Origin of the sequence: Candidatus Pantoea edessiphila, from assembly GCF_002933355.1 — a bacterium.
Lineage (GTDB): Bacteria > Pseudomonadota > Gammaproteobacteria > Enterobacterales > Enterobacteriaceae > Pantoea_C > Pantoea_C edessiphila.
This window is the reverse complement of sequence record NZ_PDKU01000001.1, coordinates 157,034-179,292: the sequence shown is the minus strand read 5'-3', so window position 1 is coordinate 179,292 and position 22,259 is coordinate 157,034. Positions and strand designations below refer to the sequence as shown.

General features: G+C 26.6%; 16 protein-coding genes and 2 pseudogenes. 12 read left to right on the top strand and 6 right to left on the bottom strand.

From position 1 onward, the window contains the following. Nucleotides 1–28: 28 nt before the first annotated feature. From CRV10_RS00880 to gap, 5 genes and pseudogenes are all read left to right on the top strand, one after another. Nucleotides 29–766, top strand: coding sequence for a YciC family protein (locus CRV10_RS00880; RefSeq protein WP_136129941.1), 738 nt, complete (start codon nucleotides 29–31; stop codon nucleotides 764–766). A gap of 480 nt (nucleotides 767–1,246) precedes the next feature. Then, nucleotides 1,247–2,709: pseudogene (gene cls / locus CRV10_RS00875) on the top strand (cardiolipin synthase). 546 nt (nucleotides 2,710–3,255) lie between these two features. Further along, on the top strand, nucleotides 3,256–4,065 hold the full coding sequence (gene xthA / locus CRV10_RS00870; RefSeq protein ID WP_136129939.1) for an exodeoxyribonuclease III: 810 nt from the start codon (nucleotides 3,256–3,258) through the stop codon (nucleotides 4,063–4,065). 198 nt (nucleotides 4,066–4,263) lie between these two features. Further along, the gene (gene sppA, locus CRV10_RS00865; protein WP_136129938.1) at nucleotides 4,264–6,111 is read left to right on the top strand and encodes a signal peptide peptidase SppA; all 1,848 of its coding nucleotides are present in this window, start codon (nucleotides 4,264–4,266) and stop codon (nucleotides 6,109–6,111) included. A gap of 314 nt (nucleotides 6,112–6,425) precedes the next feature. Then, entirely contained in the window at nucleotides 6,426–7,424 is a 999-nt protein-coding gene (gap, locus tag CRV10_RS00860) for a type I glyceraldehyde-3-phosphate dehydrogenase (protein WP_136129937.1), read from the top strand. An 87-nt stretch (nucleotides 7,425–7,511) separates the two neighbouring features. On the opposite strand, the gene alr is transcribed toward gap, so the two are convergent. Beyond that, nucleotides 7,512–8,582 (bottom strand): alanine racemase, encoded by a 1,071-nt coding sequence (gene alr, locus CRV10_RS00855; protein ID WP_136129936.1) that lies wholly within the window; start codon nucleotides 8,580–8,582, stop codon nucleotides 7,512–7,514. A gap of 667 nt (nucleotides 8,583–9,249) precedes the next feature. Between alr and minC the strand changes: the two genes are divergently transcribed. Genes minC through minE form a run of 3 tightly spaced genes read left to right on the top strand, consistent with a single transcriptional unit; the run spans nucleotide 9,250 to nucleotide 11,036 of the window. Then, nucleotides 9,250–9,939, top strand: coding sequence for a septum site-determining protein MinC (gene minC / locus CRV10_RS00850; RefSeq protein WP_136129935.1), 690 nt, complete (start codon nucleotides 9,250–9,252; stop codon nucleotides 9,937–9,939). Between the two features lie 14 nt (nucleotides 9,940–9,953). Beyond that, nucleotides 9,954–10,766: a septum site-determining protein MinD gene (minD, locus tag CRV10_RS00845; RefSeq protein ID WP_136129934.1), complete on the top strand. Its 813-nt coding sequence runs from the start codon at nucleotides 9,954–9,956 to the stop codon at nucleotides 10,764–10,766. 3 nt (nucleotides 10,767–10,769) lie between these two features. Further along, nucleotides 10,770–11,036 (top strand): cell division topological specificity factor MinE, encoded by a 267-nt coding sequence (minE, locus tag CRV10_RS00840; RefSeq protein WP_136129933.1) that lies wholly within the window; start codon nucleotides 10,770–10,772, stop codon nucleotides 11,034–11,036. Here minE and tsaB read toward each other — a convergent pair. Together tsaB and CRV10_RS00830 are read right to left on the bottom strand one after the other, a co-directional pair. Continuing rightward, the gene (gene tsaB / locus CRV10_RS00835) at nucleotides 11,033–11,728 is read right to left on the bottom strand and encodes a tRNA (adenosine(37)-N6)-threonylcarbamoyltransferase complex dimerization subunit type 1 TsaB (protein ID WP_136129932.1); all 696 of its coding nucleotides are present in this window, start codon (nucleotides 11,726–11,728) and stop codon (nucleotides 11,033–11,035) included. The two genes, minE and tsaB, sit on opposite strands and share 4 nt — an antisense overlap. A gap of 159 nt (nucleotides 11,729–11,887) precedes the next feature. After that, a complete protein-coding gene (locus CRV10_RS00830) occupies nucleotides 11,888–13,102 on the bottom strand; it encodes a TerC family protein (RefSeq protein WP_136129931.1) in 1,215 nt (404 codons plus the stop codon). Nucleotides 13,103–13,442: 340 nt separating this feature from the next. Between CRV10_RS00830 and manX the strand changes: the two genes are divergently transcribed. Genes manX through CRV10_RS00815 form a run of 3 tightly spaced genes read left to right on the top strand, consistent with a single transcriptional unit; the run spans nucleotide 13,443 to nucleotide 16,146 of the window. Beyond that, nucleotides 13,443–14,402 (top strand): PTS mannose transporter subunit IIAB, encoded by a 960-nt coding sequence (manX, locus tag CRV10_RS00825; RefSeq protein WP_136129930.1) that lies wholly within the window; start codon nucleotides 13,443–13,445, stop codon nucleotides 14,400–14,402. A gap of 59 nt (nucleotides 14,403–14,461) precedes the next feature. Continuing rightward, entirely contained in the window at nucleotides 14,462–15,271 is an 810-nt protein-coding gene (locus CRV10_RS00820) for a PTS mannose/fructose/sorbose transporter subunit IIC (protein ID WP_136129929.1), read from the top strand. A 29-nt stretch (nucleotides 15,272–15,300) separates the two neighbouring features. Beyond that, on the top strand, nucleotides 15,301–16,146 hold the full coding sequence (locus tag CRV10_RS00815; protein WP_136129928.1) for a PTS mannose transporter subunit IID: 846 nt from the start codon (nucleotides 15,301–15,303) through the stop codon (nucleotides 16,144–16,146). Between the two features lie 47 nt (nucleotides 16,147–16,193). Here CRV10_RS00815 and htpX read toward each other — a convergent pair whose 3' ends face one another. Both htpX and CRV10_RS00805 read right to left on the bottom strand, forming a co-directional pair. Further along, complete coding sequence (gene htpX / locus CRV10_RS00810; RefSeq protein ID WP_136129927.1) at nucleotides 16,194–17,093, bottom strand: protease HtpX; 900 nt, start codon at nucleotides 17,091–17,093, stop codon at nucleotides 16,194–16,196. A 475-nt stretch (nucleotides 17,094–17,568) separates the two neighbouring features. Then, nucleotides 17,569–19,638 (bottom strand): S9 family peptidase, encoded by a 2,070-nt coding sequence (locus CRV10_RS00805; protein WP_136129926.1) that lies wholly within the window; start codon nucleotides 19,636–19,638, stop codon nucleotides 17,569–17,571. A 287-nt stretch (nucleotides 19,639–19,925) separates the two neighbouring features. Between CRV10_RS00805 and pyk the strand changes: the two genes are divergently transcribed. Continuing rightward, complete coding sequence (gene pyk, locus CRV10_RS00800; RefSeq protein ID WP_136129925.1) at nucleotides 19,926–21,368, top strand: pyruvate kinase; 1,443 nt, start codon at nucleotides 19,926–19,928, stop codon at nucleotides 21,366–21,368. Between the two features lie 77 nt (nucleotides 21,369–21,445). On the opposite strand, the pseudogene CRV10_RS03715 reads toward pyk, so the two are convergent. Beyond that, nucleotides 21,446–21,823, bottom strand: a pseudogene (locus tag CRV10_RS03715) (peptidoglycan DD-metalloendopeptidase family protein); the annotation flags it as partial. Between the last annotated feature and the right edge of the window lie 436 nt (nucleotides 21,824–22,259).

Below are 22,259 nucleotides of genomic sequence, written 5' to 3'. Positions count from 1 at the left end.
TAATTATTTAAAATAACAAGGAGCTTATATGCAAATCACTGTAAATTCATTATACCGTGAAACTAAAACTTTTTTTAGATATCAAATAATGACATTTGTGTTAACTGCTTTATTAGCAGCGTTTATTACCACTATTTTTATTTATTGTATAGGAGAATATGACTCAAGTTTAAATGTTATTAACAATAATAATATGCAAGATAATTATTTATCAACAATTACTAATGAAGAAAACTTAAATAGAATCAATAAAATCATAACTACTGTTATGATTTTAAATCTATTAGAACTAATTAACAACACTATATTAATTGGAAGTGTTTTATATTTAATTTCTAATCTATGTAAGAAAAATCAAATTAATACGTCAGTAGCTATTCAGGAATTAATATCATTTATACCTAGACTAATGATTTTAATATTCATTATAAATTTGATGATACAAATTGGTTTTGCTTTATTGTTCTTTCCAGGATTTATAGTCATAACCTTATGTTCAATGTCTCCAATAATACTTGTAAGAGATAAAAAAAGTATTTTTTCTTCAATAAAAAGTAGTTCAAAAATAGTACGAGATAACTTAAAAATTATAATACCAGCTATTATAATTTGGATAATGAGCAAAATTTTGTGTATGATGTTTTTTTCTATTTTTAGTTTTTTGCAATCTCATTTAGTATCATTTATTTTCATGTTCATAAATAATTTAATTTTCATGTTTTTAATTACTTATTTAAGTAGATTTCATATGTTATTAAATAAATAATTCTATTTACCTTTCAAAATCATTATAGTTTATTAAAACAACTTATATTTAAAAACTTAATTGTTATATATTATAATCCTGATTGTTTAAGGAATATCAAAGTACTAGCATAATTTATAGTTATCATTACTAATGATTTACAATATTAAAATACTATATTAAATATTTACATCTTGATTTTAAAACAGTGTTCAATAGATAAATCTTCATTTTTTATATATCCAAAATATTATTATTGAAAGTATGATTATAAATGTTATAATTTACAAATTTTAATAATTTAAGATTCTTAATAAGAATTGTTTTTTTATATTCTAAAATAATATATTATGTTAATTAATTAATTTTTAATAATTTAAGACAATACATTATGTTAATTGATCATGATCCACAGCTTAATAATATTTTAACCACATTAGTATAATAATGTGGCATTATATTGAAAATATAAACATAAGGCGCGATTAGGATATTGAACGAATGATGAGTTTCTATAATATTATGGATTTTTTTTTCTTTGCGTCTACTGGCTAATAGTTGCTAATGTCACTTTACGAATATTAATGAAACGTAGAGCTGTAAACTCATCACTAGCTTGGTTATTAGCTATCTATGTTCTTCCAGTATTAGGAATAATTACTTACCTATCATTTGGAGAATTGTATCTTGAAAGAAATAGAGTTAAAAGGACACGTTCTACATGGATATATACCAATAGTTTTCTTAAAAAACTTAAAAAACAAAATAATATTTTTACTACTGAACATAGTAGTGTTGCAAATTCATTATTTAAATTATGCAGTAATAGGCAGGGTTTCCCTGGAATCAAGGGTAACAGATTAGAATTAATATCTAATCCTAATGAAGTAATAAAATCGTTGATTAATGACATTAAAATTGCGCGATTTAATATTGAAATGATATTTTATATATGGCACCCTGGTGGGTTAGCCGACGAAGTTGCTGAATCATTAATTACAGCTTCATATCGTGGAGTTAAATGTCGATTAATATTGGATTCTGCAGGAAGTTTATCTTTTTTTCGTAGTCCTTGGGTAAAAAAAATGCGCAGTGCAGGTATTGAAATAATAGAAGCACTCAAAATAAATTTATTACAATTTTTTTTACGCCGTATTGATTTACGTCAGCACCGTAAATTAGTATTAATTGATAATCATACTGCCTATATAGGCAGTATGAATTTGGTAGATCCTTGTTTCTTTAAACAGCATATCGGAATTGGTAAATGGATAGACCTAATGGTACGTATAGAAGGTCCTATTTCTACATTAATTAGCATTATCTTTAATTGTGATTGGGAAATAGAAACAGGAACTCGTATTCTGTCTATTTATGAAAATAAAAATATAAATAATTTATTGCATAAGAAAAATGCTTGCACTGCTCAAGTAGTCGCTTCCGGTCCTAGTTATCCCAAAGACATTATGCATCAAGCACTTTTAACAGCGGTATACTCTGCACGTGAACAATTAACTATGACTACACCTTACTTTGTTCCTAGTGAAGATTTGTTACGTGCTCTTTGTACAGCTGCCTTAAGGGGTGTAAACGTTGAGATTGTTATCCCTCTTCATAATGATTCTTTATTAGTTAATTGGGCAAGCCGTGCCTTTTTCAGTGAATTGTTAGAAGCAGGTGTAAATATTTATCAATTCGAAGGTGGCTTATTACATACTAAAAGTGTATTGGTAGACAAGCAATTAACACTCTTAGGTACTTTTAATCTAGATATGCGTAGTATATGGCTTAATTTTGAAATAACATTAATTGTAGATGATTTTGGCTTTAGCAATAATTTAGCTTGTTTACAAGGTAATTATATAGCTAATTCTCGATTATTAGACAGAAGAACTTGGGCAAAACGTGCATTTTGGAAAAAATTTATAGAAATGATATTCTATTTATTTAGTCCTTTACTATAGAGAAATTATTACAGTACTAACAATTAACAAGAATAAATTTTTATAGAATAGCTTTTATTTTCTTTGAAGATAATAAATGTATTGGTTGTAATAATACTAGACCTAATATAAATTTAGTTTTATTGAATTTTTAATTTAAAAAGTTTTACTAGATATTAATTGATTAATGTGTTAATTTATTTTTTCAACATGATAAGAATATTAGATACATTTAATAAGTTTATTTTATTTCTATCAGATATATATTCTTATAAAGATAATATTTTTGTTTGTATATCCTTAAACAATATGAACAGTATCAGCAATATTAGTACGGTATAACAAGCAAAATGATAATGTTTTTTTATACTTATAATTATATATATAATTATATAAAAAGATCTTTTAAGAAGTTTAATTATTTTAAAATAATTAAACTTCTTAAGTTACTATTATTTTCAAATATTATACAAATCAATAAAAATATTTACTTAATGGAATATTAAAACTAGATTAGTTAATCTGTACATATTAAGATATGTCGAGTAATTTACATTAAAAAAAATCATGAAATTTGTATCATTTAACACTAACGGATTAAGAGCTAGAATACATCAAGTTAAAGAATTAATAAAAATTCATCAACCTGAGGTAATAGGATTACAAGAAACTAAAGTAAATGATACTATGTTTCCAATTAAAGATTTCATAAATCTAGGTTACAAAATATTTTATTTTGGACAAAAAAATCATTATGGAGTTGCGATTTTTACAAAAATAAATCCAATTATGATAACCAAAGGATTACCGAATGACAAGATGGATGCTGAACGTAGATTAATTATAGCTAAAATTCCTAGCTCCATTGGTAATATAATTGTAATTAACGGATATTTTCCACAAGGAGAAAATCGTAATAATCTTATAAAATTTCCAGCTAAAAAGAAATTTTTTCATGATTTAAGGGAATATCTAATAAAACAATTAATGAATAACAAACTTATTTTAATTATGGGTGATATCAATGTTACTAGTACGGATTTTGATATTGGTATAGGAGAAGATAATCGAAAAAGATGGTTACAAATTGGGAAATGTGCATTTCTTCCTGAAGAACGTAAATGGATTAATAGTATATTTGATCTTGGTTTAGTTGATGTTTGGCGTGAAAAAAATCCAGAAGTTAATAATTGTTTTTCTTGGTTTGATTATCGTTCAAAAGGTTTTTGTGATAACCGTGGATTACGAATTGATGTAATATTAGCAACTAAAGAACTTGCAAATTACTGTATTGAAACTGGCATTGACTATAACATAAGAAAGATGGAGAAACCTTCTGATCATGCACCTGTTTGGTCGAAATTTGAATTTAATTAAAATAAATGGTTACTATTTTAAATTGAATTCTAAACAATGGGTTTTTTATTTGAATCTTAAGTAAAGAAATATTATTTATTTTTTATGATTAGAGAGGTAATTATCTTTTGTTAAAATACCGATTTATTTTTAATATTATTAAACGCTTAATTCAAGCTACTATTTTCTTCCTATATTTAGAATGGAGATATTTATAATATGAAAGTATTATGGAGAATAATTGCTGATATATTTAAATGTATATGGCTTGTGTTAAATTTTACTAGAGCGTTTATACTTAACTTTTTAATGATAGTTGCGTTTATTTTTATTGGAAAGTTTTTATTTCAACTAAGTAATCATTCTTTCAATGGTATTCCAGTTAATAAAGGAGCTTTAAAACTAGATCTGAGAGGTGTATTAGTTGATAAAATATCTGGCAATAGTTACATGAATAAAATTGAAGATCAGATATTAAGCAAAGTTCATAAAAAAAGTACTGTGCATCAAAATTTGATTTTTGACGTGGTAAGAGCTATTCGTCAAGCACAAGACGATAAAAATATTACAGGTATTGTATTAGATTTACATGATTTTATAGGAGGAGATCAAGTTTCATTACAATACGTAGGAAAAATTTTAGGTGAGTTTAGAGCTAGTGGTAAACCTATTTATGCGATAGGAAATAATTATAATCAATCACAGTATTATATTGCTAGTTTCGCTAATAAAATTTTTCTATCTCCTTTAGGTTCAGTAGATTTAAAAGGTTTTTCCACTAACCAATTATACTATAACAAATTGCTGCATAAATTAAAAATAAACTCACATGTATTTAAAGTTGGTTCTTATAAATCAGCGGTTGAACCTTTTTTATTAGATAAGATGTCAGATAAAGTTCGTAAAATTGATAGAAATTGGATCAATCAGTTATGGAACAACTATTTAGACAAAGTTTCTGCTAATCGTAAAGTAAAACAAGATCAAATATTTCCAGGTGCATTAAAAATCATTGCAAAACTAAAAGCATTAAATGGTGATACTGCAAAATATGCACTGGATAATAAACTAGTCGATTCTATAGCTTCACGTCCGGCAGTAGACAAACAGTTAATAAAAATATTTGGTTTGAATAAAAAAACTAATGACTACTACAATACTAGTATTTATGATTATCAAGCGCCAAGAAATAAAAATCAAAATGGTAATATTGCAGTTATTATGATTAATGGTCCTATTGTAAATAATAAATTTCGTGCAGATAATGTTGTTGGAAACAATATTATTCAGCATATAAGAAATGCAAGATTAAATTCAAATATAAAAGCTGTCATATTATATGTGAATAGTCCTGGCGGAAGTGTATCAGCTTCAGAATCTATTCGCCAAGAATTAATAGCATTACGTGATGGAAAAAAACCTGTAGTTGTATTAATGGGCAGTGTTGCTGCATCTGGTGGTTATTGGATTTCTACACAGTCTGATTATATAATCGCTAGTCCAAGTACTTTAACAGGTTCTATTGGAATTTTTGGTTTAGTAAACACAATTGAAGATACTTTAGATGCCATTGGTATACATGCTGATGGTGTTAGTACATCTCCTTTAGCTAGAAATTTTAGCACGAGACAATTGCCAAAAGAAATAGAACAAATTATACAAATTAACGTTTCTAATGGCTATAATAAATTCGTTGATTTAGTAGCAAAATCTCGTAAACAAACTTTTAAACAAATTGATAAAATAGCACAAGGACATATATGGACAGGTATTGAAGCAAAGCAAAATGGTTTAGTGGATGCATTAGGTGATTTCGATGATGCAGTTAAAAAAGTACAAGAATTAGCAAAAATTACTGATCCAAAGTTAATTTGGTATCAGGATAATTCAACATTAATTGATGTAATACTAAATCATGTTTCAGTTTCTAATATCTTCTTTGATTTACTAAATAATCAACTTAATTATCCAGTTGTTAATACAAATTATCAAGCTAAATTTTTAGATGATTTTGATGATCCACAAAATCAATATGCTTTTTGTTTACAATGTAATACATTAAATTAGTATTTTTTTATTCATGTTCAAGTATATCTTTAGTATGATAATAATAAATTTCTTAACGAAGAAATACCAATAAAAATCATGATAACTGAACTATATATTATTAGTATTATAGTTAAACTAGTTTAATAGTAATAAATAGTTAATTGTACAACTTTTTGTATATCAGTTCAGTTGAAATGATTTTTTATTTAATTAACATAATAAATTATATTTAATATTTAGATAATACAATCAATGAATCTGTTTTACTTGACGTTACTAATTGTTTTTGTAATTGTGAAGATATTGATTAACTAATAAAAGTTATTAAAAATATGAAAATTAAAGTAGGTATTAATGGTTTTGGTCGAATTGGGAGGATGATTTTTCGTGCTGCTCAGTATCGTTCCGATATTCAAATTGTTTCTATTAATGATTTAACCGATGTTCATTATATGGCTTATATGTTAAAATATGATTCTAATCATGGTCAATTTAATGGTACGATAGATATTAAAGAAGATTCATTAATAATTAATGGTCAAAAAATTCTTGTAACTTCAGAGAAAGATCCAGTAAATTTAAAATGGTATGAAAAAGAAGTTGATGTTGTTGCTGAAGCTACAGGTGTTTTTTTAACGAAAGAAAACGCTGGTAAACATATTGCTGCAGGAGCAAAAAAAGTTGTTCTAACAGGTCCTTCTAAAGATGATATTCCAATGTTTGTTAGAGGTGTTAACTTTGAAAGTTATCAAGGACAAGATATAGTTTCTAACGCTTCTTGTACTACTAATTGTTTAGCTCCATTAGCAAAAATTATTAATGATCATTTCGGTATTATTGAAGGTTTAATGACTACTGTGCATGCAGCTACTGCAACTCAAAAAACTGTTGATAGTCCATCACAAAAAGATTGGCGTGGCGGTCGGAGTGTATTTCAAAATATTATTCCATCTTTAACTGGTGCTGCAAAAGCTGTAGGTAAAGTACTACCAGAATTAAATGGTAAATTAACCGGTATGGCTTTTCGCGTTCCAATTTCCAATGTATCAGTTATTGATCTAACAGTCAGATTGAGTAAATCTTGTTCTTATCAAAGAATATGTGATGAAGTGAAATTTGCTTCAGAAAATTACATGAAATATATAGTTGGTTATGTTGATGAAGATGTTGTTTCAAGTGATTTTAATGGCAATACTTTAACATCTATATTTGATGCAAAAGCTGGCATAGCTTTAAATAAAAATTTTGTAAAACTAGTAGCTTGGTATGATAATGAAATAGGTTATTCAAATAAAGTTCTTGATTTAATCACTTTGGTTTCGCAAAGTTAAATGATTTTTGTTTTTTGAAGCATTTGTTTAAGATTATAAAAAGATATGAATTACTACTTAAGTGATTTGTATCTTTTTAAGTTATGACTAACAAATAATTTTTATTGGAACACGAGATGTAAGAGCACACATTAATTCATAACTTATTGTGCTAGCAGCCTTTGCCACATAATCAATTTTGAGTTTATTACCCCATAACTCTACATGTGAACCAATATTTGATTGAGGGCAGTTTGTCAAATCTACAGTAATCATATCCATCGATACACTACCTAATAGTTGTGTTATTTTATTGTCTACTATTACTGGTGTACCAGTTGGTGCATGACGAGGGTAACCATCAGCATAACCACATGCAACTACTCCAATACGTTGGGGTTGTTTAGCATAATAAGTATAACCATAACCTATACTCTCTCCTTTTTTTAATTTCTGAATACCGATAATTTTACTTGATAATGTCATAACTGGTTTTAAGTTAATGTTTATTATATCTGAATAATTTCCACTTGGTGATGCTCCGTACAGTAATATTCCAACACGAACCCAATCATAATGAACTTCAGGATGCCATAACACACAAGCTGAGTTTGATACACAACAATTACAGTTTAATCCTGAAATTAAATTTTGAATATGATGATAAGATTTGATAATTTCAGTTTTATTCTCTGCATTACCAAAATGCATCATTAATGTTATATCACGAATATTATTTAAAGAGCTTAATTTATTCCATAATTTTTGAAAGCATTTATAGTTAAAACCTAATCGGTTCATCCCACTATTGATCTTTAAGTACACACTTATAGGTTTTAGTAAAACGATATTTTCTAATGCTTGAATTTGCCACTGACTATGTATAGTAGTTATTAAGGAATAACGATCAATAAGGTACAAGTCTTCGGGACAGAAAAAACCCTCTAATAGTAATATTGGTTTTTGCCAACCATGTTCACGTAGCATTATTGCTTCTTCTATACTTAATAACGCAAATCCATCGGTGTCTGATAAACACCAAATGTTATTTATACCATGACCGTATGCATTAGCTTTTATTACAGACCAAATTTTTGATTTCGGCGCTAAACTACGAACAATTGATAAATTATGCTTTAATGATTTCTGATTAATAGTAGCAACAATTGGACGTGTCATAATGTAAGACTAAGATTCAATTTGAGTTTATATTTCTTAAATAATTTATTATTATAATAAATTATTGAATTATTACTAATAAAAAAATTATTAAACCTTACATAGATTAATGTTATTCTTCAATCAAAATATTATCAAACAATTGATTATAAGGCTGTAGTACAAAAAATCATTTATAATCTTAATAAAATAGATTGGCTATATGCAGCAATACTATAGTATGTTTGTTAGAAGACTAGTATGAATTATTATGTAAATTTTATATATTGCATCTTACAAATTTTAATATCGCATAAATACTATTATCAACTATACTTAACATATTATGTAAATATCAGCAATTTTACTTACAAATAGTTGCAAAGGTATACATATAATAACTTATTAAATACTAATAATATATTATACTAATAACATATTATATATACTACTTGTGATGTTGATTTTATTTTAAAATACATAATATTTTATTACTTAATTGATTTAGCTTTATTACATTTATAGTATGTGATATTTTTTAATTATAGAAATATATCACAATTAAATCAATAAGTATTATCTAGTTTTATAGATTCGTAGTCGAAATTTAGTACTGTATGAATTTCAAATTTTTAATAGTTTAAAATATTTAAAAATACCTAAAAAAAGATACAGAGATTACTTATAAATGCCACAATCACCAATAAAATTTAAAGGAAGTACTTTTACATTGTTTGTAGTATATATTTACAATCATGAACCTGAAATAGTATTTGCAGCAATTCAAAATAAACTTAAACAAGTTTCTTGTTTTCAAATAAAAAATATACCAGTAGTACTTAATATTGAATTTTTAAATCATGAAGTTGATTGGAAAAAAATGAAGCAAGCTATATTAGCTACTGGTCTTTATATTGTAGGTATTGTTGGTTGCAAAGAAATTGCATTAAAAAAAGTAATGAATAATATAGGTTTACCTTTACTTACAGAGACAAAAAAACATGATGAAAAAATTGATAATTTAATCAATTTTAATGAAAAATCATTTAATAAAACAAAAATAATTAATATGCCGATTAGAACTGGCCAACAAATTTATTCACGTAATTCCGATTTAGTTATAATAGGGAATGTTAGTTCAGGAGCTGAATTAATATCAGATGGTAATATTCACGTTTATGGTATTATGCGTGGTAGAGCTTTAGCAGGTATCAGTGGAGATCATGATTGTCAGATTTTTTGCAGTAGTTTAGCTGCAGAATTAATCTCAATTGCCGGAAAGTATTGGGTAATCGATCAAATCCCCAAAAGATTTTTTTGTAAATCAGCAAGCCTGTATCTTAAACAAGGCGTGCTTACTATTCAGAAACTTAATTAGGTGATTGTTTATTTATGGCACATATTATTGTCGTTACATCCGGGAAAGGAGGGGTTGGTAAAACTACATCAAGCGCAGCTATTGCTACTGGTTTAGCTAATAGTGGAAAAAAAACAGTAGTTATAGACTTTGATATTGGATTAAGAAATCTTGATTTAGCCATGGGATGTGAAAGACGTGTTGTTTTTGATTTTATCAATGTAATACAAGGGGATGTTAATTTAAATCAAGCTCTAATCAAAGATAAACGTAATGATCTATTATTTATTTTACCTGCTTCTCAAACACGTGATAAAGAATCGCTAACGCTTATAGGTGTAGAAAATATTTTAAACGAATTAAATAGTATGCAATTTGACTTCATTTTGTGTGATTCACCTGCAGGCATTGAGACTGGTGCTTTAATGTCACTTTATTTTGCAGATGAAGCTATTATTACTACTAATCCAGAAATTTCATCAGTGCGTGATTCAGATCGTATTTTAGGGATAATATCTTCAAAATCTAAAAGAGCTATAAATAATCAGGAACCAATTAAAGAACATTTATTATTAACACGTTATAATCCTAGTCGGGTCAATAATGGAGATATGCTAAGTATGCAAGATGTAGTGGAAATTTTACATATTCCAATAATAGGTGTTATTCCAGAAGATCAATCAGTATTGAGAGCTTCTAATAAAGGAGAACCTGTTATTTTAGATACCAAATCTTGTGCTGGTCAAGCATATGAAGACACAGTTAAAAGATTACTTGGTGAATCAATCCCGTTTCGTTTTATTGCAGAAGAAAAAAAAGGATTCTTCAAACGGTTATTTAAAGGATAAAACATGTCTCTAATTAATTTCTTTTTATCCAAAAAAAATCAAACTGCTGATATTGCAAAAGAAAGATTACAGATTTTAGTATCAGAAACAAGACAAGATATTAATCAGCGATTATCGTGTAAAGAACTTAAACAAGATATTTTAAAAATTATTTGCAAACATATTCGTGTTGATCCTAAAATGATTTTCATCAAATTAGACAAAAAGGATAATGATGTTTCTATGTTTAAATTTAGTATAGTTGTATCAAAAATAAGAAAAAATAATTAGTTTGATATAATTTGATTTCTTAAATAAACAGGATTAATTTGTTCTAGTTGAATAAAAGAATCTTTCCTCATTGCAACTTTTGTAAGTGGTATCATATCTTCTGAAGAAGGTAAAGAATAAGCACAAGGATTAAGGACCAATGAATGTCCTTTATAGAGATCAGGATATACGTTCCAGGCATCTCCTGCAACGGTCCATTTTCCATTTAGATAGTTCATTCTTTTTATAGCATCAACAGGTGATAAAATTTTTTCCTTATCATGCATAAACCAAATACCATTATCATTAAGTTGATATTCAGCCCAATAAATTTCATTCATGCGAGCATTAATAGCTGTTAGAACACGAGTAGCACCTTGATATCGAAATGCTCCTTGAGCTAAATTTTCCAATGTGGAAATACCAACTATTTTTATTGATCTACCGAATGATAAACCTTGTGCTACATTAATTCCAATACGAATACCAGTAAAACTTCCAGGACCAATACTAAAAGCGATAACATTAATATCAATCAAACTAATTTTACTAATTTTTAATACTTTATCTATTAATGATAAAACGTAAGCAGAACTATTTCTTTTAGTAATTTCAAAACAGTTATGGATTATTTTTTCATTATTATATTGCGCTAATACTGATACTGAACATTTTTCAGTTGCTGTATTTATTGCTAATATCTGTATAGACATTGAATAATCCTATTAGTTTTTTAATTTTAATATTATGAATCAATATGTTGTATTAATATTTTAAGACATTATTTTTTTATTTTACTTTTAGAACTATTATAATGTTATTATAATTAAAAACAAATAATAAAATAAATTACATATTTTTCTAGTTTAGAATTAAATACTGTTATCATTATATTTTGCACTATTTGCAATATTTTTTAATATATCAAATGGTGTAATGAGACCTTGTATTACTCCCATATCATTAATTACAATTATAATATTGTTTTTTGACTTATTTATAATATCTAACAATTGAAATAAATTTATATTGTCTAATGCGAACGTAACAGGTTGTTGGCAAGCAAAATTAGCAATATTTATTTCAGATGATAATTTAATTAATAGATCTTTTGCACTTACTATTCCAATGATTTTATCAAGGTTTTTACAACAAACAGGAAATAAATTGTAGGGTTTTTTTAATATTTGAGTTCTAATGTTATCAATTGATTCAGTACTATCAATCCAAAAAATTTCATCTCTTAATGTCATGATACTTCTAATTGATTTTGAATATAATAATAATAAATTTTTGATAATATATAGTTCTTGTGTTAAATTTTTTGATTTAATAATTTCTGATAAAACATAATCTGCATTCTGATTATTGGAGTCATCTTTAATATTACGATTTGAAATTTGATTAAAAATTTCTATTAAAACTGAAAATACAATTATAGAATACAAATAACTTTTAGGTATACAAAAATTGAAACTCTCTGTTATTAAAGATAATCCAATAATTAATAAAAAACTTAAAAATAATACCGCTATATTAGGATGAAAACTGATAAAATTATTTAGTGATTTTGATGCTATAAACATAATAACAGTAGCTATTATTACAGATATTATCATCAATGCTAAATTATTTATCATTCCAGCTGCAGTAATTATTGCGTCTAATGAAAATATTACATCTAATAATATAATTTGTATGATGATAAAAGAAAAACTACGTTGAACTTTTCTATGCGATATTATATTTTGGTTACTTTTAAATTTTTTGTATAGTTCAAATGTAGCTTTAAATACTAAAAAAACCCCTCCTATAAAAAAAATTAAATTACGTCCAGAGATACTAAAATTATTGAATGTCCATAGCAACTTATCAACTTTTACAAACCAGAAAATCAATACTATTAAAAATAGACGAACTATCAATGCTAATGATAAACCAATCAGTCTTGCTTTATCACTTTGTTGCTTTGGTAAATTTTCAGTTAATATTGAAATAAAAATTAAATTGTCTACTCCTAGCACAATTTCTAACGCTACAAGAGTGATCAGACCTATCCAGATTGATGGATCAAAAATGATCTCCATTATCAACTCTTAACAAATAAATTGAAATACATATGCCAATATCAACATAATATATTTGATATTAGAAAACTCATTATTAATCTATAGAGATTAAATATTAGAGTAGTTAACAATATTAAATTAAAAAAATAATCCTGTCTGCTAACAATATTATAATATTTAAAATTTAAATTATATAACAAAATTATTTTATGATTATCTTAAAATTTACTATTTTGATAATTCAGAGTAACATTTATTTTAATAACTTATATTTTTAGAATATTTAAACGTTATTTATATATTATAGGTATAATTTAAATATTAATTATTTATTTCTATAGTTAGATATGAGGTACAAATGACTATTGCAATTATAGTAAGCACACATGGTTGTGCAGCAGAAGAAATAGTTAAAACAACAGAAATGATATTAGGGAAACAAAATAATATTGAGTTTGTTGAATTTATATCAGGTGAAAATACAGAAACATTAATAACAAAATATAAAAATAAAATCGATAATCTTTGTACTTCAGAAGGTGTATTGTTCTTAACTGATATGTGGGGTGGTAGTCCGTTTAATGCAGCAAGTAGAATAGTTTTCGAAAAAATGAATTACGATATAATAACTGGAGTGAATATTCCGATGCTAATAGAAGTATTAATGAGAAGAGAAGAAAATATTAGCTTTGAAACACTAGTGTCTACTGCAGTACAAATGGGGAAAGAAAGTATTAAAACATTTCAAACTAAAATACAAAAAACTGATTTTGATATTTCTAAAACTAAAGTTATAAAGTCTCAAGAAGAAAAAGTTAATGAAAATATGAAAATAATTTTAGTTCGTATTGACGATCGTCTTATTCATGGCCAAATCACTACAAAATGGACAAAAGAGACTAATGTACAAAGAATAATTGTAGTTAACGATGTAATATCACGTGATAATGTACGTAAGATTTTATTAAAGCAATCTACACCACCTGGTATTACTGCTCATATTATTAGTGTTGATAAAATGGTTCGTGTTTGGAATAACCCTAAATATGGACAAGATCGTGTAATGTTATTGTTCACTAATCCAACTGATATACTTCGTGTTGTTGAACAAGGAGTAAAAATTAAAACCGTTAATATTGGCGGAATGGCATTTAAACAAGGGAAGATACAAATAAGTAAGGCAGTATCAATAGATAAAACAGATGTTATTGCATTTAGAAAATTACACAAACTTAATATTGAGCTTGAAGTGAGAAAAATTTCAAATGATCCTAAACTAAACATGATAGATTTAATTAGCAATATAGATAATATTTAATTTTATATTAATAATATTTACTAATAGAACAATTTAATTATCACAATGAGAACAATAATATGACAGAAATGACTTTAGTGCAAATTGCATTAATATTTATAGTTTCATGTATTGCTGGAATGGGATCAGTTCTCGATGAATTTCAGTTCCATAGACCACTGGTAGCCTGTACTTTAATTGGAGCAGTCTTAGGAGATATGAAAACTGGCATCATTATAGGAGGAACTTTAGAAATGATTGCTTTAGGATGGATGAACATTGGTGCAGCTATTGCACCAGATGCTGCTCTTGCTTCAATTATTTCAACTATTTTGGTGATTTCAGGCGGACAAAGTAAAGGAGCTGGTATAGCTCTAGCTATTCCGCTTGCAGCAGCAGGACAAGTTCTGACTATTATAATACGCACCATTACTGTAGCATTTCAACATGCAGCTGATAAAGCAGCAGAAAAAGGCAATATAAATATGGTCTCATTGATTCATATTTTAGCTTTGTTATTACAAGCAATGCGTGTTGCTATTCCAGTTTTAATTATTGCTATTACAGTGAATATTAGTACGATTCGTGATCTATTTAATTCTATACCAGAAGTAGTCACAAGTGGTTTAAATATTGCTGGTGGCATGATAGTTGTAGTAGGTTATGCAATGGTTATTAATATGATGCGCACCGGTTACTTAATGCCTTTTTTCTATCTTGGCTTCGTTACAGCTGCGTTTACTAATTTTAATTTAATAGCCTTAGGCGTAATTGGAGTAATTATGGCAATACTTTATATACAACTTAGCCCTAAATATAACAATGCTGCTAGTTTAGTTAAAAATAGTAACGATAATATAAATAATAACTATGATAATGAACTTGATTAAACAACAAACAATATATGAGAGTTAACAATATGATAGTAAATGTAAAAAAAGAAAAAAAATTAACTATCAGTGATTTAACTGCTGTGGTTATTAGATCTAATTTATTCCAAGGTTCTTGGAATTTCGAACGCATGCAAGCACTTGGTTTTTGTTTTTCTATATTACCTGTAATTCGTCGTTTATATCCGAATAATAACAATGATCGTAAACAAGCTATAAGAAGGCAACTAGAATTTTTTAATACACATCCCTTTATGGCTGCTCCTATATTAGGAGTTACTGCAGCAATGGAAGAGGAACGTGCGAATGGAGCAAAAATTGATGATGGTGCAATTAATAGTATAAAGATAGGTTTAATGGGACCATTAGCAGGTGTTGGAGATCCTATTTTTTGGGGTACTATTCGTCCTATATTTGCAGCTTTAGGCGCAGGAATAGCAATGAATGGTAGTATATTAGGACCTTTATTGTTTTTTATATTATTTAATATAACACGTTTAGGTATACGTTATTATGGTGTAATTTATGGATATAAAAAAGGGATAAATATTGTTAATGATATGGGTACCGATTTTTTACAGAAATTAACTGAAGGAGCATCGATTCTTGGTTTATTCGTTATGGGTGCATTAGTTAATAAATGGACACATGTTAACATTCCAATTGTAATATCTCGTGTTACTGATCAATTTGGCAAAATGAATATAACTACAGTACAATCTGTTCTAGATCAGTTAATGCCTGGTATAGTACCTCTTTTACTTACTTTTTGTTGTATGTGGTTACTTAATCGCAAGATAAATCCGTTATGGATTATTATTGGATTTTTCATTATTGGTATTTCTGGTTATTGGATAAAATTTCTAGGCCTATAAAAACAATTTTGGGAGCTAAAGCTCCCTAAAATGGTTTTTAATAATAATTATGGATGAAACGTATTATTTTTTTTACGCAACGCATCAATTCTTCTTTCTAAAGATGGATGTGACATCAATAGCTCAAATAATGAATTTCTATTACCATGAATACAAAGTGTTATTATATTTTTAGGCTCTCTTGGTTCATAGCTAGTTTTAAGACGTTCTAAAGCAGCAATCATTTTTTCAGTACCTACTAACCTAGCAGCACCTTCGTCTGCACAAAACTCACGACGTCTAGAAAACCACATAACAATTATATTAGCAAATGCACCTAATACAGTATTCAGTGTTGTAGAAATACTAGAATGTAAGGACATACTCATACTGTTGTACCTAGGATTTTTAACATTTGGTAATAATATATTAGATAATATTTTAGATATAACTGCAGCTAAAGCACCTGAAACAAATATAACAAAGGTATTTAAAACTCCTTGTATTAAAGTCATTGTTACCATATCACCATTATTAATATGTGATAATTCATGAGCTAATACTGCTTCTGCTTCATCTCTAGTCATGCTATATAATAAACCACTTGAAACAGCTACTAATGATTGATTTCTCTTAGCACCTGTAGCGAATGCATTTATATCGTATGCAGGATAAATAGCAACTTCTGGCATTGCAATACCAATTTTATCTACTTGATTTTTAATGGTATTAAGCAACCAATATTCAACTTCATTACTGGGTTTATCGATTATTTTACCATTAACAGAACGTATAGCAATCCATCGAGATAGCATAAGCGAAGTAAATGCGCCACTGAAGCCAATACAACACGCACTTATCATAAGTCTAATAATATTATGTGGATATACTCCTGTAAAATGTAGAAAAAACCCAATTAATATCATTATAGCAAAATTAGTGCTTGCAAAAATAATAACACGTATCATAGTTTTATTTTTTCCTTGATTCTGGATTTCAATCTAAAGCAAGTAGCAGATTAAATTGTTTATTAACAATAATTGTTAATCTATAAAAAATTAATAATAAGGCTATGATTTATAGCAGTAAATTATGATATAATATGTCTGATTATTTAGCATAACGATATAAATTAAAAAGATTTATTTTAGGAAATTATTGTCAATTAATAAATAAAATTATTTTTAATATAAAATAAAATCAATTACTATTTCTTGATTTGATATTAATTTATATAAAGTAAATAAATACTAAAATTTAAAATAGTTATTATTAATATTTTATTTTCTTATTGACAGATACTTTTATAAAATAATTTAGTGAAAATAGGATAATAATATATAATTAAAAATTTGAAATTAAAAGATTGTTATAACTATATGACTTCAATGTCAGATATTTAATATTTCTTTTTTATGAAATAATAAACACTAAAAGTAATTATTAAAAAGCTAAATTGGGTAAATTATCATATGCTAACGCAATAATAAAAGTAAGTTCTAAAGCTATGTCTTTATATTTCTTATATCTTCCAGATTTTCCTAAATGGCCAGAACACATATCTGTATATAGTAATAATAAGTTTTTATCAGTTTTAAATTTTCTTAATTTTGCTACCCATTTTGCTTGTTCCCAATATTGTACTTGAGAATCGTAATAACCAGAAGTAATAAAAATATTAGGATAATCTTTTGATTTAATATTATCATATGGACTGTATTTTTTCATATAACGATAATAATTAAATTGTTCAGGATTACCCCATTCTTCATATTCATTAGTAGTAAGAGGAATAAATTTGTCTAACATAGTATTTATAATATCAACAAAAGGAACTTGCAATACCACTCCATGAAAAAGCTTAGGTGATAAATTAATGACTGTTCCTATTAATAATCCTCCTGCACTCCCACCCATTGCATATAATTTGTTAGAATTACCTATATTAAAATTTATCAGATAATTAGTAACGTCGATAAAATCTGTAAAACTATTCATTTTATTTAATAATCTTCCAGAATCATGCCATTTTTGACCGAATTCTCCACCACCCCGTACATGCACTATTATATAAATAAATCCGCGGTCTAAAAGACTTAATCTGCTTATGCAAAAATCAGATTCAACACTATTACCATATGCACCATAACCGTAAATCAACACCGGATTTTCATTTAATTTACGATACTTACGATTATAAACTAAAGATAAAGGAACTTTAGTGCCATCTCTAACTGTTATTAGATGATATTCACTCTTGTATTTTTCAGGGTTAAAGTTATTTATAATAGTTTTTTTTAATATACATTGATTACCATTATCCATATTTAGTTCAAATATAATATCAGGTGTAGTCATTGAAGAATAACCATAACGTAATATATTATTAAATGGTGTAGAATTGCATTCTAGCCAAACTTTATAAATAGGATCATTAAAGTTCAATGTAATATTTTTTTTAATATTTTTATCTTGCCAACTAATTTGATATAACTTAGTTAATCCATTTTTTCTTTCCTCTATTACTATCCAATCACGAAATAACTGAAAATTTTCTATAATAGCACCATCATTTCCATTTATTGTAATTTTCCAGTTACATTCTTGAGTATTTTTTTCTGTATAATAAAGCGCAAAGTTATCTTTATCACGATTGGAACAAATAATAAATATGTCATTGTAATGATCAATACTATACATATGATTAAAACGTCTATATACAAATATTTCAGGTGTTTTATCAGGAAAATCCATATCAATCATTCTAACTTCAGTTGAAACAGTACTGCTAATATATATCAATATAAATTTTTTTGATGTTGTTTTATATAAGTTTAAAGAATAAGAATCATCTTTTTCTTCATATACTAATTTATCGACTGTTTGCTGCGTTCCTAATTTATGATACCATATTTGGTAATTTCTTAAGGTTTGTTGATGATTCTTTACATAAAAAATAGCTTTTGAATTTCCATCCCAAACAATACTTGGATAAGCATTGTATAATTTTTCTGAATACCAAAAATTATTTTTTATATCAAAAAATTGAATGTTATATTGAAAGCGAGAAAGAAAATCTTCAGCTATAGCAATTATACAATTATCTGGACTAATTTTTAGTGAACCTATAGAGTAAAAACTAGTAGATAAAGCACGCACGTTAGTGTCAAGTATTAAAGTCCATTTATCCTCGCCTTCAGTACATAATCTACGGTAATACTTCGGATATTCTTTATCATGTTCATATCTACTTTGATAAAGATATATACCGTTAAGATGAGGAATTGAATATTCACAAAGAGGTAAACGATCAATAATTTCTTTAAAAATTAAATTTTTTAAACTATTTTGTGATTTCATGATATATCTTGTATAATCATTTTCCAATTGCAAATATTTAATTACCTCAGTATCATTACGTTGATCATCACGTAACCAGTGATAATAGTCAATATATTCTGTACCATGTAATATCCTTTTATGAGGAATTTGCTTAGCAAAAGGTTCTTTCATAAATTTTCATCTCAATTAAGCAAGATATAATATATCTGTTTTTGTAATATTTATTTAGCAACAATTTTATTTTAATAGAAAAAATATTAATGTATATTAACAAATTTAATTTGTAAACATTATTTATTACTTTATTTTAAAATATATAACTATTATCAAGTAGCAATGGTTTTCTTTATCTATCAATTTATAAAAAATATCTTTTATAAATAAAATGAATTATATAACAATATATTAAATAATATTTAAAAAATAATTAAGTTAAAAGATAATAGGAGATATCTTTAATGTTAAATCGTTTAAGAAGAACTAAAATTGTAACAACTCTTGGTCCAAGTACCGATCATGATAATAATCTAGAAAAAATTATTATTGCAGGAGCTAATGTAATGAGATTAAATTTTTCCCACGGTACTGCTGAAGATCATCAATTTCGTGCTAAAAAAGTACGTGAAATTGCAAAAAAACTTGGTTTTCATATAGCAATTTTAGGTGATTTGCAAGGACCTAAAATTAGGATATCTAAATTTAAAGAAGACAAGATATTTCTTAAATCAGGAGATAATTTTTTACTAGATGCTAATCTTAGTGAAATTATAGGCGATAATAAACAAGTTGGTATAGATTATAAAGGATTACCTAAAGATGTAATTTCTGGAGATATTCTCTTATTAGACGATGGAAGAATTCAATTAAAAGTTCTTCAAGTTGATAAGATGAAAATTTTTACTAAAGTATTGATTGGTGGTTATATTTCTAATAACAAAGGCATTAATAAATTATATGGAGGTTTATCAGCAGAATCTCTAACAAATAAGGATAAATTAGATATTTTAACAGCTGCTAAAATTGACTTAGATTACTTAGCTGTATCCTTTCCACGTTGCGGACAAGATATTCATTATGCTCGCCATTTAGCTCGTGAAGTAGGATGCCAAGCTAAGTTAGTTGCTAAAATTGAACGAGCAGAAACAGTAGTAAATCAAAAAGCTATAGATGATATTATACTAGCATCAGATGCAGTAATGATAGCACGAGGTGATTTAGGTGTAGAAATTGGTGATCCAGAATTAGTGGGCATTCAAAAAACCTTAATAAGGCGTGCACGTCAATTAAATAGAATAATCATTACTGCAACCCAAATGATGGAATCTATGATAAATAATCCCATGCCTACTAGAGCAGAAGTCATGGATGTTGCTAACGCAGTTTTAGATGGTACAGATGCTGTAATGCTTTCAGCTGAAACAGCTGTTGGTAAATATCCTCAAGAGACAGTTTCTGTAATGTCAAAAGTATGTTTAGGAGCAGAGAAAGTACCAAGTGTTAATGTGTCAAAACATAGACTAGATGTACAGTTTGAAAACATAGAAGAAACAATTGCTATGTCTGCTATGTATGCAGCTAATCACTTACAAGGAGTTACAGCAATTATAACTATGACAGAATCTGGTCATACTCCTTTAATTACTTCACGTATTACATCTGGGTTACCAATTTTTGCTATGTCACGTCATAGAAGCACTTTAAATTTAACTTCTTTATATCGTGGTGTGACTCCAGTGTTTTTTAATAGTTATAATGAAGGAGTGTCAGCTGCTTATGATGCAATAAACCTATTAAAGGACAAAAAATTTCTTGTTGCCGGTGATCTTGTAATAGTGACACAAGGCGATGTTATGGGAACTACTGGTACTACAAATACAAATCGAGTGTTACGTGTTAGCTAAATTATAAAACATAAATAGTTTTGTTTATTGTCAAAATAGTTTTATTAAGAAATTTGTTTTTTTCTTATTGAATGATTTGGTAAATATACTGTTAATGGATTAATTGCTTGATTATTTATCCATAATTCAAAATGTAAATGAGGACCAGTAGAACGTCCTGTATTACCAGATAAACCTATCTTATCACCATAATGTATTTTTTGTCCCAACTTAACTAATATCTTATTCATGTGCATATAACGTGTTATATACCCCTTATTGTGAATAATAGCTATGTAGTTACCTGCGATATTACCGTTTTTAACTGATATAACTTTTCCTTTACTAACTGCAAACAATGGAGTATTTATCGGTAAAGCTATATCTATACCTTTATGTAAAGTTATGTTTCCAGTTATTGGATTTAATCGATTTAAACTAAAATCAGAAGAAACTTTTAGTTGTCTTTTTATTGTTAATAAACTAATAAAACTATTAAATGCAATTGAATGAAAACTTTTATGACATTTTATATAATTAAAAATAAGATGAGTTTTTATTTTACTATGTGGAACTATAATTGGTATATTACGATTCAGATCTAATCTTGAATATGTTATTAAGTTAAAGTTTTTATAAAAACTAAATCTTTTTTTTCTAATAATCTGTATTAAATTATATTTTTTAATAGCGAAAGTGAATTTATTTTTTCTTTTATTATAATACGTATATAAGATTATTTTTCTGTTATCTTTTAAATTAACCTGCCCGTTATTCTTTAATAATATTGGATATTTATTTGAATGATTTATATTAATTTTTAAACATATAATTAATGCAAATACTGTTATTATTGATTGGAAAAAAAATATATAATTAAATTTGCTAGGTGTTGTATTTCTCCTAAGCATT

Excerpts from the sequence above, each read along its gene's own strand:
- minE (WP_136129933.1), top strand. The coding sequence starts at position 10,770 with ATGTCTCTAATTAATTTCTTTTTATCCAAAAAAAATCAAACTGCTGAT.
- alr (WP_136129936.1), bottom strand. The coding sequence starts at position 8,582 with ATGACACGTCCAATTGTTGCTACTATTAATCAGAAATCATTAAAGCAT.
- tsaB (WP_136129932.1), bottom strand. The coding sequence starts at position 11,728 with ATGTCTATACAGATATTAGCAATAAATACAGCAACTGAAAAATGTTCA.
- htpX (WP_136129927.1), bottom strand. The coding sequence starts at position 17,093 with ATGATACGTGTTATTATTTTTGCAAGCACTAATTTTGCTATAATGATA.
- gap (WP_136129937.1), top strand. The coding sequence starts at position 6,426 with ATGAAAATTAAAGTAGGTATTAATGGTTTTGGTCGAATTGGGAGGATG.
- CRV10_RS00815 (WP_136129928.1), top strand. The coding sequence starts at position 15,301 with ATGATAGTAAATGTAAAAAAAGAAAAAAAATTAACTATCAGTGATTTA.
- minD (WP_136129934.1), top strand. The coding sequence starts at position 9,954 with ATGGCACATATTATTGTCGTTACATCCGGGAAAGGAGGGGTTGGTAAA.
- CRV10_RS00830 (WP_136129931.1), bottom strand. The coding sequence starts at position 13,102 with ATGGAGATCATTTTTGATCCATCAATCTGGATAGGTCTGATCACTCTT.
- xthA (WP_136129939.1), top strand. The coding sequence starts at position 3,256 with ATGAAATTTGTATCATTTAACACTAACGGATTAAGAGCTAGAATACAT.
- CRV10_RS00880 (WP_136129941.1), top strand. The coding sequence starts at position 29 with ATGCAAATCACTGTAAATTCATTATACCGTGAAACTAAAACTTTTTTT.
- minC (WP_136129935.1), top strand. The coding sequence starts at position 9,250 with ATGCCACAATCACCAATAAAATTTAAAGGAAGTACTTTTACATTGTTT.
- CRV10_RS00805 (WP_136129926.1), bottom strand. The coding sequence starts at position 19,638 with ATGAAAGAACCTTTTGCTAAGCAAATTCCTCATAAAAGGATATTACAT.
- CRV10_RS00820 (WP_136129929.1), top strand. The coding sequence starts at position 14,462 with ATGACAGAAATGACTTTAGTGCAAATTGCATTAATATTTATAGTTTCA.
- sppA (WP_136129938.1), top strand. The coding sequence starts at position 4,264 with ATGAAAGTATTATGGAGAATAATTGCTGATATATTTAAATGTATATGG.
- manX (WP_136129930.1), top strand. The coding sequence starts at position 13,443 with ATGACTATTGCAATTATAGTAAGCACACATGGTTGTGCAGCAGAAGAA.
- pyk (WP_136129925.1), top strand. The coding sequence starts at position 19,926 with ATGTTAAATCGTTTAAGAAGAACTAAAATTGTAACAACTCTTGGTCCA.